Origin of the sequence: Dietzia sp. CQ4 (assembly GCF_014145125.1) — a bacterium.
GTDB classification, from domain to species: Bacteria; Actinomycetota; Actinomycetes; order Mycobacteriales; family Mycobacteriaceae; genus Dietzia; species Dietzia natronolimnaea.
Genome location: NZ_JAALDZ010000339.1, coordinates 1 through 11,203, shown reverse-complemented (window position 1 = coordinate 11,203; position 11,203 = coordinate 1). Strand labels below are relative to the sequence as shown.

Sequence of the window (11,203 nt, the reverse complement as noted above, 5' to 3'; positions counted from 1 at the left end):
ACGATCGGACGCCACGGCTCCAGGTTCCAGGTGGGCTTGTCCGGCTCGAGGATCCGCGCCCACGTCCAGTGACAGTCGAACTGTTCCCGCATCCCGGGAGTGTCCCCGTCGGGAGCGAGGGCGAGTACCTCCCGCCAGGCCGCGTCCGCGTCCTGCACGCCCGACGCCTCCCGGCCCGCCGGCGTGGGCGCGACCATCAGCGTGACGCCGAAGTCCGAGTCCGCCCACGTGGCCGAGGCGATGAGCGGGAGCGCGGAGGTCGGGGTCCCGGGAGTCGGTGGCGTTGCCGGTGGTGGCAGGTCCCGCGACGACGACGAGGTGGTCCGGTCCACGGAAGGGCCCGCATCCGGCCCGGTCCCGGCATCCGAGCAGCCCGTCGCGGCCGCGATCGCGAGCAGCGCCGCGGCGGCCAGGAGCGGTCGGGCGGGGTCATGGGGCATCGAGGGCAGTCTGCCAGGCGGCGGTTCGCGGGTTCGCTTCAGAGACTCGCGGGGCGTGTGGGGTTGCGCATTCGGCGTCCGTGCCGCGATCCTGTGTTCCGGGGAACCCGGTGGCCGCGGAGGGTCCGCTCACCACCCCGGTGCGAGGAGTGTTACTGATGCCCGTTATCGACTTCAGCCAGCTGCAGATGTTCTGGGACGGGATCTTCCCGGCGATCTTCGGACCCCTCGCGGTCTTCGTCGACACGATCGGGGCGTCCGTAGAGGGCCCCTGACCCACCCCGGGTCCCTGGCTTCCACCGGGTCCCTGACTCACCCCGCGGCGAGGATCCTGTCCAGGGTCCTGAGGTTCCTGGTGGTGAGGTGACGCTTGTTCTCCCGGCCGTCGAGCACCTTGTACGCGTCGGAGGTCGACGTCGAGCCGCGGGGGACACGCCAGTACACACAGCCCGCGCCCTCGGCGACCGCTTCCGTGCTGACGGTCGTCTCACTGTCGGTGGCCGGCCCGGACCCGGCATGCGCGTCGGCGCCGGCGGCCGCCTCGCCGACCTTCCGGATGGCCGCGCGCATCGCCACCGTGACCCGGGTCGTCACCTCCGGGTCGTCCGAGAACACCACGTAGTCGTGGTGCTCGGGCAGCGCGTCGAAGGGGTACGCGGCCACCACCGTCGCCACCGCGTCGAGGGTGAGGACCTGCACGACCGCCTTGTAGTCGAACCTCTCCGCGTACGCGGACTCGAGTGCCGCGCGCAGTCCGGTCACCGGTCGGGGATCGGTGACGAGCACGTTGCCGGTGGCCAACACCGTGGTGACCGACGTCCCGCCTGCGGCCTCCGTGCACGCGACCAGGTCGGGCATCGCGATCCGGTTGCTCTTTCCGACGTTGATCCCGCGGAGCAGCACGACCTTCCGATGCTCCCCGGCGTGTGGGCCCGCCGATCCGGTACTCATGTCCCGATCTTCCTCCCGGGGCAGGCCCGCGCGGGTAGCTTTCCCGCCATGGCAGTGTCAGTGCAGTCCGTTGTGAAGATCGAGACCGGCGTCCCCGAGATCATGGAGGTCCTGGCCGACGTCGAGTCCCTCGTCGACTGGTCGAGCGCCCACCGTGCGGTCGAGGTCAGGGAGGCCGACGACGAGGGGTGGCCGATCGTCGTGTGGGAGCGGGTGTCCCAGTACGGCGTCACCGACGAGATGGTCGTGCGCTACGAGTGGTACGACGGCGAGGTGAGCTGGTCCCTGGTCGAGAGCGGTTCCCAGAAGGTCCAGAACGCCCGCTACGTGCTCACGGACAACGGCGACGGCACCACCGAGGTCGTCTTCGACCTCGAGGTGGATCTCAAGATCAAGCTGCCGGGTGCCGTGGTCAAGAAGGCCCAGAAGCACATCGCCGACGTGGCCACCACGGGGTTGCGGGACGAGGTCCTGCGGCGGCACGGCTGATCGCTCGCCCCGAGCCCTCGGGGATGGGATCCGGTCAGGAGAACCGGCGGGAGGAGATCAGTCCGTCGGTCAGATCGCGGCGCACCAGGTCGGGCACGGATCTGCGACGCAGTGGTGCACTCCCGGTGTGGGCGAGGTGCGCGATGCCGTCGAGCAGGTCGGCCATGGCCTCTGTCGGCGCCCAGGCCGGTGCCCATCCCAGCTCGTCGCGGGCCCGGGCGCAGTCCTGCAGGGGCACGGCGAACGCCAGGTCCAGCCATCCGCGGTCCACCGGCTGCAGGCGCGCCCGCCACGTCAGACCGACGAGGGCCCCGAGGAGCGGCAGGGGGATGTGGACCGCCCGGGCCCCGAGCACCTCTGCGAGGTCGTCCCTGGTCAGCGGTTGTTCGGCCGCGAGGTTGAACGGGCCGGTGGCGCCCTGCTCGATCACTCGCACGACGGCGTCGGCGACGTCGTCGGCATGGACGAGGGGCAGGCACAGGCTCCTGTCGAGCGGCAGCAGCGGGACCCGCGGCGCGAGATGCGCCGGCAGATAGGCGGGCAGTCCGTACCGGGTCAGTCCGCTCGCCGCCGCTCGTTGGACGATGAAGCCCGGGCGCATCCGGGCGACGGGCACGGCATCGGCCCCGAGGAGACTCTCGTGGTCGTCGATGAGCGTCTCCGCCGCGGCCTTGTGTCGGCTGTACGCCGAGCTCGGCACCCCGGTCCTCGCCCAGGTCTCGTCGACGTGCTCACCGTGGCGGCCCGGCGCGTACGTCCCCACGGAGGACATGTGGACCAGGAGGCCCACCCCGGCCGACTGTGCGGCCCCGAGCACCGCGGCGGTCCCGCCGACCCCGACGCTCTCGAGGTAGCCGATGTTGCGGGTGGGTTGGAAACCCCAGGCCAGGTTGACGACGGCGTCCGCCTCGACGAAGTGTCGACCGAGTTCGCCGGCCGCGTCCGGACCGGAGACGTCCAGCGCGTGCCAGTCGACTCCGCGGTACTCGCCGACGGGATCCGGTGGCCGACGCACGAGCCCGACCAGTCGGTCGCCGGAGCGCGTCTCGCGCAGACGACGGAGCAGCGCGGTGCCGACGTTCCCGCTCGCGCCGATGATCACGATCCGCATTCCGGCCTCCTCGCCCGGGCCCGTCAGTCCGGTCGACGGTACCTCCCGGGTCGCGGCCGTCAACCGCCGAGCGCCGGGGTGATGAGCAGGACACCGGCCAACGCGAGGCCGGCGACCCACACCGTCGAGGCGGCGGCCAGGATGACCGGGCGTGCGCCGATCCTGCGCATCGCGGCCACCCGCACACCGATCCCCAGGGCGAACATGGCGCAGGTGAGCAGGACGGTCTGCGCCAGCGAGGCGGCGTCGACGACCGGGTCGGGGACGAGCCCGGACGAGCGCAGGAGGACCAGGGCCAGGAACGCGACGACGAACCCGGGGACCAGCGGCGGCCGGGTCCCCCGGGCGTCGGCGCCGGTCGTCCGTCGCCGGTGGAGGCTGATCACGGTGACCACGGGGGCCAACAGCAGGACCCGGGCCAGCTTGACGACGGTGGCGACCGCCAGGGCGCCGCCGCCGATCGCCCCGCCGGCCGCGATCACCTGGGCGACCTCGTGGATCGATCCGCCGGCCCACATGCCCGCCGCGGTGTCCGACAGGCCCAGTGCCCCCGACAGAACCGGGACCGCGACGATCATCAGGGTGCCGAAGATGACGACGAGGGTGATCGCCGTGAGGACCTCCTCCTCGTCGGTGTCCGACACGCTGTCCACGGCCGCTACCGCCGCTGCGCCGCAGATCGAGAACCCGCAGGCGATGAGCAGGCGCTGCGTCCAGCCGAGACCCAGCGCGCCCCCCAGCGCCATGGTGCCGGCGATTCCCAGGACGACGATGACGACGACGAGCGCGACGACCTGCCACCCCAGCGCGGTGATGTCCCCGAGCAGGAGCTGCAGACCCAGCAGGGCGATGCCGACCCGCAGCAGGGTGCGCGAGGAGAACGCCAGGCCCGCGGTGGCACGGGCCGGCAGGCGCACGGTGTTGCCGAGTGCGGCACCCAGCACGATCGCCACGAGCATCGGGTTGAGGGTGGGGACCAGGTGGCCGACCCCCAGCGCCGCCGCTGTTCCGGCGAGCGTCAACGCGGTGCCCGGGGCGAGCGTTCGTGCCCTGACCCGCACGCCGGTCAGTCCGGACGTCGCCGAGTCCGAGGCCCGCGACACCGCTGCGTGGCCGTGCTCGCGTCGCTGGGCGGTCAGGGGGGTGCTCACGTCTCCAGGGTGGACGCGGACGGGCCCGTCCGGTAGCCGGCAGTCCGGTATCCGTCCATATCTCACAGGTATGACGCGACGTGGAGCCATATGCTGTCTGCATGACACGAAGGTGGCCCGACCTGGCCGTCCTGGAGCTGCTGATCGGCGTCGACGACCAGGGGAGCCTGAGCGCGGCGGCCCGGAGGGTCGGGATGGCGCAGCCCAACGCGAGCAGGGCGATCAAGGATCTCGAGCGGCGGTTCGGCACGCCGTTGCTGCGTCGGCACCCGCGGGGCGCCACGTTGACCCCGCACGGGACGGTGCTCGCCCACTGGGCGCGGAGGGTCCTCGCCGAGACGACCCAGTTACTGGAGGTGGCGCAGAGCCTGCAGTCCGAGCGGTCCGCCACGCTGACGGTGGGGTCGAGCATGACCGTGGCCGAACACCTCATGCCGCGCTGGCTGGGGGCACTGAGGGGCGTGCTGCCGGAGGTGAACATCCACCTGCAGGTCCACAATTCCGTCAGGGTCGCCGAACTCGTTCTGGACGGCACCTGTGACGTCGGGTTCGTCGAGTCCCCGACCGTGCCCAGCGGGCTGCACACCAGCACCGTCGCCCGCGACCGGCTCGTGGTGGTGGCGGCGCCGACCCATCCGTGGGCCCGGCGCCGCACCCCGGTGACCATCTCCGAGCTCGCCGCCACGCGTCTGGTGGTGAGGGAGCCGGGGTCGGGCACCCGGACGACCCTGGACCGGGCCCTCCAGGAATACGAGCGCCCCGCTCCACTGCTCGAACTCGCCAGCGCGGCCGCTATCCGCACCAGCGTCCTGGACGGGGTGGGCCCGGCGGGGATGAGCACGCTCGCCGTGGCCGATCAGGTGGCCTCGGGCGCGCTGAGGATCATCCAGATCGACGGGCTGGACCTGCGACGGGAACTGCGCGCGGTGTGGCGGCCGCCGCGTCAGCTGACCGGCCCGGCGGGTGAGCTGGTGACCCTCGCGCGGAGGAGCCACCAGCGCGCGGACGTGATCACCCCCGAGGGGCGGACCGTCCGCTGAGCAGATCCAGCGCGTGGCGGACACCCTCGGCCGGGAGTTGGCCGGGCGCCGATGCCGCGCCCACCGTGGCGAAGGTGGCCGAGGAGCCGAACGGGCCGCCGCCGAGCCGCGTGACCGCCCCCAGGCCACCCATCGACATGGTGATCAGCGGGATGCGAGCGGCCCGGTATCGCTCCTCGGTGGCGGCGAGCAGCGTCACGACGTCGGCCGCGGACCGCGGCGTCACGGCGATCTTGGCCACGTCCGCCCCCGCGTCCTCCATGGCGGTGAGCCGCGCCACGATCTCCTCGGCGGGCGGGGTCCCGTCGAAGTCGTGGTTGGACGCCACGACCGGGATGCGGTGTCGGTGGGCGGCGGTGATCGCGTCCCCTGCGTGCGGGTGCCGGTACTCGACGTCTATCGCGGCCGCCATACCCGTCGAGGAGAGGGCCTCCACCAGCGCGACGTAGGCCTCCGGCGAGATCTCCGCACCCCCGCCCTCGGTGCTGGTGCGGAACGTGGCGAGGACCGGCAGTCCCGGAACCAGCGCCGAGATCCGCTCGAGGGCCTGCACCGCCGGGGCCGGATCACTCCCGGCCCCGGTGGTGAAGGGTTGGTAGAGGTCGACACGCCATTCGACCACGTCGACCAGACCGTCCGTGTCCGGGGAGACCCCGGCCGGTCTGGCCACGTCGGGATCCCCCCGGAACCCGGCCTCGGCGGCCTCCAGCGAACCGATCTGCTCGGCGAGCTCGGGGAGATCGCGTCCCGTGAGCGGGACGATGATCGACGGCGAACGGGCGTCCAGGACGAGCCGGTGTCGGGGCATGGATAGACCCTACGACGGCCCCACCGGGGCGGTGGTCTCAGCAGCACCCGTCGCACGGGCAGGGACGCCGGGCGGGGACCAGCTCCAGGGCGGTGAGGCCGCCGGTACCGGCGGTGCGGTAGTAGCGACCCGCCCACCGCAGGGTCCTGGAGGGGCGCCGGACCGGTACGAGCTCCCACGTCGGCCCGTCGGGGCCCTCGCACAGCAGGTGGCCGGCGTCGAGAACCCGGCCGTCCAGGACGGACCCGCCCCACCGGGTGAGCACCGCGGCCGTCTCCCGGGCGCCCAGGCCGCGGGCCAGGAGTTCCGGGTGTCCACGATCGGTGAGCCCGACCGTGTAGCCGAACCGTTGGTCCGGTGGCAGTGGGGCGGACTCGCAGTCCTCGCAGGCGCAGCCCTCGCCCACGTGGACCACGTGCAGGCCGAACCGGTCGATGGTGGCGGCGACGCGCGCCATGTCGGGGTCGATGGCGGCGACGGGACGGAACTGGATGACGGTGTGGGACACGGGAACTCCTGGTTGTCTACTCGGTGATCGTCTGGATCGAACAGGTGCTCGATACGATGGTGAAGGTAGACCGCGCCTACGACATGGTCGGCCCGGCGCCGGGGTGACACGGGCCGCGCCGGTGCACACTGGAGGCGAATCCGCTGATGGGGTGGCGCCGGTGTGTCGGCACCGGGCACGAGTGAGGACGACGGAGGAGGACCGGATGAGGGTCGCGTTGGCACTGGGTTCCGGTGGGGCGCGCGGATACGCGCACATCGGGGCCATCCGCGAACTCGAGTCGCGCGGACACGAGGTGGTCGGGGTGGCCGGGGCGTCGATGGGCGCGGTGGTGGGGTCGCTGCTGGCGGCCGGCGAGCTGGACCGTTTCGAGGAGTGGGTGCGGGGCCTGGCCCAGCGGGACGTCCTGCGGTTGCTCGACGTGTCCTTCGCCGGCGGGGGAGCGATCCGCGCCAACAAGATCATGGGCGTGATCGGCGAGATGCTCGACGACGTGCGCATCGAGGATCTCGCGATCCCCTACACCGCGGTGGCCACCGACCTGCGTGCGCGACGGGAGGTGTGGTTCACCCGTGGCCCGGCGGACATCGCCGTCCGTGCCTCGTTCGCGATCCCGAGCATCGTCACCCCGGCGATCGTGGGCGGGCGCCTGATGATCGACGGCGGCGTGACCAACCCGGTCCCGCTCGAGCCGCTCGCCTCCGTGGAGAGCGACCTGGTCCTGGCCGTGTCGCTGACCGGGCGTCGGGCGGGGATCCGCGGGTCCACCTTCCAGGAGAGCTCGGACCCCGATGAGCCCTCGGCCGTGGCCGATCCGAAGATGTCCAAGAAGGGTGGCACCGTCATCGCGACCACCGCCAGGCTCTCCGGACGCATCCGGACGGCGGCGGCGGACGTGCGGGACGCGGACCTGGTCAGACTGGTTGCGGCCCGCTTCGGTCAGGACACCTCCGGGGCGGACGCGGCCGGTCCGGACACCGCCGGTCCTGACACCGCCGGGCTGGACGCACCCGGGATCGACCCGACCGGGCAGGGCGCCGGGGGCGATTCCCGGACCGGGGACGACGCCACCCCGAGAGGGTCGGCGCAGCCGTCACCGGAGGTCGAGGAGGCGGTCGAGGAGGGCGAACGCGAGGTCCGGGCCGACGCCCAGGCGGACGATCGGAGCCTCGAGTCCCTCCCGGGCACGCTGCGGATCTTCGACGTGGTCTCCCAGTCGATCGAGGCCATGCAGAGCATCCTCACCGGCTACCGGATGGCGGGGAACCGCCCCGACGTCCTCGTGGAGGTGCCGTCCGACTCGTGTTCGGCCTTCGATTTCCACCGCGCGGAGGAGATGATCGAACTCGGCCGTCGGCTCACCGCGGAGGCGTTGGACAGGGAGGGCTTGTGAGACGGGCCCCTCTCGGCTTCAGCCGCCCTGGTTTCCGCCCTCGTCCTGGCCGACCTGCGGCAGGTGCTGGGGACAGAACGCCCTGACCGCGGCCGCCACCACCACCGGGGCCTCGGTCACCGGCGCATCGGCGTGGGCGTCGTTGTACTGCCGGACCACGTCGACGTAGCCCATGTCGCCGTCGAGTGACGCACAGGCGTCGCGCCCCCGGGTGAGATAACCCTGTTCGTCCTCGGCGTCCACGCCGACGGTCCTGATCTCGCTGAGGAACTGCTCCTCGGGAGACCGGTCGTCGCCGCCGTCCCCGTCCGGGGCCGGCTGCTCGCCGGTCGTCGGCCCGTCGCCGTCGGTGGCGTCCCCGACCGCGGAGGTGGCCTCGGCGGCCACGGACCCCACCGCGCTGGTCGCCTCCCCGACCGCCTCCTCGGCCGTGCCCTCCTCACCGCACGCCCCGAGGATCAGGGCGAGCGCGGCCAGCCCCGATGCCGCCGCGACGGCACGACGGCGGACCGGACGGACCCCGCGGGCGCTCCTGGTGGCCTGGTCGGCTCGGTGCTCTCGTGTGGTCATGGCGGGCCCTCCTCGGTGTCGGTAACAGGGTGGTGCGGATGCACGGTCTGCTCGTGGCGGTGGAGACGGGTGCGGGGGTCGGTCTGCCGGGAAGGCTACGTACCCGGCCACCGGGCTCGGGATCGTATGGCCCGAGCGAGATGACCGGTGTCCCAATCGAGACGTGTTCGAGACGGGACCCACCGGTCTCCGCTCCCCGGTCGCCGAGGTGACGGGACACCCGTGTCCGGACCACCGGGGTGAGCCGCGGCCGGATCAACTCCGATGGTGGCCGACCGCTACTAGGGTGGGACGCATGGGCACTCATGGTCGTCTGTCCGGATCGCTGATCGTCGGGCCCCGGCGCCACGAGGAGGGTGTCCGTCGGCTCCTGGCCAGTTTCGAGGCGGTCCCCCGGGGTGAGCCCGTCCGGTTGGCCAAGAAGACGTCCAACCTCTTCAGGCCGCGCGCCTCGTCGTCGTCGCCCGGTCTCGACACCACCGGCCTGACGCGCGTCATCTCCGTGGATCCGGACGCCCGCACCGCCGACGTCCAGGGCATGTGCACGTACGAGGACCTGGTGGACGCCACCCTGCCGTACGGGCTGATGCCGTACGTGGTGCCGCAGCTCAAGACCATCACCCTCGGCGGCGCGGTGACCGGACTGGGCATCGAGTCCAGCTCCTTCCGGCTGGGACTGCCCCACGAGTCGGTGCTGGAGATGGACGTGCTCACCGGCACGGGCGAGATCGTCACCGCCCGCCCCGACGGCACGGACCGGGAGCGCGAGCTGCACCGCGGGTTCCCCAACTCCTACGGCTCGCTCGGGTACGCGGTGCGGCTGCGCATCGCGCTCGAACCGGTCGAGCGGTACGTCGGACTGCGCCACGTCCGGTTCGACTCCCTCGCTGCGCTGACCGACGGGCTGGCGAGGATCGGCGAGTCCGGGTCGTACGACGACGAGGAGGTCGATTTCCTGGACGGGGTCGTCTTCTCGGCGGGCGAGTCCTACCTGACCCTGGGCCGGCGGACCGACGAGCCCGGCCCCGTCTCGGACTACACGGGGGTGCGGGACAAGCAGGCGATCTACTACCGGTCGATCCAGCACGGCGGCCCCGCCGGCTCGGTGGCCCGCGACCGGCTGACCATCCGCGACTACCTGTGGCGCTGGGACACCGACTGGTTCTGGTGCTCGCGCGCGTTCGGGGTGCAGAACCCCGGCATCCGCCGGTGGTGGCCGCAACAGCTGCTGAGGTCGTCGGCGTACTGGAAGATCATCGGCCTGGACCACCGATACGACCTGGGCAACAGGATCGGCGCGCTCAAGGGCGAGGGCCCGCGGGAGCGCGTGGTGCAGGACGTCGAGGTGACCATCGACCGGACCGAGGAGTTCCTCGAGTGGTTCCTTCGGGAGGTGCCCATCGAGCCGCTGTGGATCTGCCCGCTGCGGCTGCGTGAGTCCACGCCCGCGCCGGGTGTGGGCGGCGGCCCCGGCTCCGACCGGCCGTGGCCGCTGTATCCGCTGGCGCCGGAGACCACGTACGTCAACATCGGGTTCTGGTCCTCCGCGCCGATCGAGCCCGGCATGGCCGAGGGGGCGTGGAACCGGCGCATCGAACAGGAGGTCTCCCGGCTCGGCGGGCACAAGTCGCTCTACTCCGAGGTCTTCTACTCCCGCGAGGAGTTCGACCAGCTGTACGGCGGCGAGCACGCGGCACATCTCAAGACGCGATTCGATCCCCGGGGCCGCTTCGCGACCCTCTATGACAAGGCGGTGGGTGCACGGTGACAACGGACAGGATGACCATCGGCGAGATCGTCGCCGCGTTCGCGACGGGGGAGCCGCCCCTGCGGATCGAGGCCTACGACGGGTCGGCGTTCGGCCCGGAGAACAGCGAGCTGGTGCTACGCCTGACGAGCCGGAGGGCGCTGCAGTACTTCGTCACCGCGCCGGGCGACCTCGGACTGGCCCGCGCCTACCTCATGGGCGAGCTCGAGGTCGACGGGGTGCATCCCGGTGCGCCGCATGACGTGTTCGGCGCGCTCGAGGTCTTCCGCAAGACCATGACGCACACGCCGGACCTGCGGACGATGGCGCGCATCGCCCGCTCGATCGGGCGCGAGAACATCACGATGCTGCCGATTCCCGAGCAGGAGGTGCCCGCGGCGTGGCGTCGCGTCGCGCACGGCATGCGCAGGCACTCCAAGAAGCGGGACTCGGAGGTGGTCAGCTACCACTACGACGTGTCCAACCGCTTCTACGAGTGGATCCTCGGGCCCTCCATGACCTACACCTGCGCGTGCTACCCCGACGCCGGGGTCTCCCTGGAGGAGGCCCAGGACAACAAGTACCGGCTGGTGTTCGACAAGCTCGGACTGAAGGCCGGGGACCGTCTGCTCGACGTGGGCTGCGGGTGGGGCGGGATGGTGCGGTACGCGGCCGCCCGGGGGGTCCGGGCGATCGGCGTGACGCTCTCGCGCGAGCAGGTCGAATGGGGACAGGCCGCGATCCGGGACCAGGGGTTGGGGGACCTCGCCGAGGTCCGGCTGATGGACTACCGCGACGTTCCCGAGCGTGACTTCGACGCGGTCAGTTCCATCGGCATCACCGAGCACATCGGGCGCAGGAACTACCACGACTACTTCACCCGGCTGCACGGCTACCTGAGGCCGGGGGGTCGGTTGCTCAACCACTGCATCACCCGGCCGGACAACTCGCGCTCGGTCAAGGCGGGCGCCTTCATCGACCGGTACATCTTCCCC

12 protein-coding genes are annotated in these 11,203 nt (G+C 72.0%); 5 read left to right on the top strand and 7 right to left on the bottom strand.

Translation table 11 applies throughout. The features are described from left to right. Together G6031_RS16295 and G6031_RS16290 are read right to left on the bottom strand one after the other, a co-directional pair. A partial coding sequence (locus G6031_RS16295) for a DUF2599 domain-containing protein (RefSeq protein ID WP_182653830.1) occupies positions 1-440 on the bottom strand: 440 nt, incomplete at its 3' end. Between the two features lie 312 nt (positions 441-752). Beyond that, positions 753-1,391, bottom strand: coding sequence for a DUF1697 domain-containing protein (locus G6031_RS16290; protein WP_182653829.1), 639 nt, complete (start codon positions 1,389-1,391; stop codon positions 753-755). Between the two features lie 48 nt (positions 1,392-1,439). Here G6031_RS16290 and G6031_RS16285 point away from each other — a divergent pair, with 48 nt between their 5' ends. Beyond that, positions 1,440-1,880, top strand: a complete 441-nt coding sequence (locus G6031_RS16285) for an SRPBCC family protein (protein ID WP_179523687.1) — start codon at positions 1,440-1,442, stop codon at positions 1,878-1,880. Positions 1,881-1,914: 34 nt separating this feature from the next. On the opposite strand, the gene G6031_RS16280 is transcribed toward G6031_RS16285, so the two are convergent. Together G6031_RS16280 and G6031_RS16275 are read right to left on the bottom strand one after the other, a co-directional pair. Further along, complete coding sequence (locus G6031_RS16280; protein ID WP_182653828.1) at positions 1,915-2,991, bottom strand: NAD-dependent epimerase/dehydratase family protein; 1,077 nt, start codon at positions 2,989-2,991, stop codon at positions 1,915-1,917. Between the two features lie 59 nt (positions 2,992-3,050). Continuing rightward, entirely contained in the window at positions 3,051-4,052 is a 1,002-nt protein-coding gene (locus G6031_RS16275; RefSeq protein ID WP_347238515.1) for a putative sulfate exporter family transporter, read from the bottom strand. 191 nt (positions 4,053-4,243) lie between these two features. Here G6031_RS16275 and G6031_RS16270 point away from each other — a divergent pair, with 191 nt between their 5' ends. Next, positions 4,244-5,182: a LysR family transcriptional regulator gene (locus G6031_RS16270; RefSeq protein ID WP_182653827.1), complete on the top strand. Its 939-nt coding sequence runs from the start codon at positions 4,244-4,246 to the stop codon at positions 5,180-5,182. Here G6031_RS16270 and aroD read toward each other — a convergent pair. Both aroD and G6031_RS16260 read right to left on the bottom strand, forming a co-directional pair. Beyond that, entirely contained in the window at positions 5,154-5,990 is an 837-nt protein-coding gene (gene aroD, locus G6031_RS16265; protein WP_182653826.1) for a type I 3-dehydroquinate dehydratase, read from the bottom strand. The two genes, G6031_RS16270 and aroD, sit on opposite strands and share 29 nt — an antisense overlap. Positions 5,991-6,027: 37 nt before the next feature. Then, positions 6,028-6,498: a DUF4262 domain-containing protein gene (locus tag G6031_RS16260; RefSeq protein ID WP_182645018.1), complete on the bottom strand. Its 471-nt coding sequence runs from the start codon at positions 6,496-6,498 to the stop codon at positions 6,028-6,030. A 205-nt stretch (positions 6,499-6,703) separates the two neighbouring features. Here G6031_RS16260 and G6031_RS16255 point away from each other — a divergent pair, with 205 nt between their 5' ends. Next, positions 6,704-7,891, top strand: coding sequence for a patatin-like phospholipase family protein (locus G6031_RS16255; protein ID WP_182653825.1), 1,188 nt, complete (start codon positions 6,704-6,706; stop codon positions 7,889-7,891). Positions 7,892-7,909: 18 nt separating this feature from the next. On the opposite strand, the gene G6031_RS16250 is transcribed toward G6031_RS16255, so the two are convergent. After that, complete coding sequence (locus G6031_RS16250; protein WP_182653824.1) at positions 7,910-8,461, bottom strand: DUF732 domain-containing protein; 552 nt, start codon at positions 8,459-8,461, stop codon at positions 7,910-7,912. Positions 8,462-8,756: 295 nt separating this feature from the next. Between G6031_RS16250 and G6031_RS16245 the strand changes: the two genes are divergently transcribed. Together G6031_RS16245 and G6031_RS16240 are read left to right on the top strand one after the other, a co-directional pair. Further along, a complete protein-coding gene (locus tag G6031_RS16245) occupies positions 8,757-10,229 on the top strand; it encodes an FAD-binding oxidoreductase (RefSeq protein ID WP_182653823.1) in 1,473 nt (490 codons plus the stop codon). An 11-nt stretch (positions 10,230-10,240) separates the two neighbouring features. Beyond that, positions 10,241-11,203: cyclopropane-fatty-acyl-phospholipid synthase family protein (locus G6031_RS16240; protein ID WP_182653822.1), on the top strand; the 963-nt coding region annotated here is incomplete at its 3' end.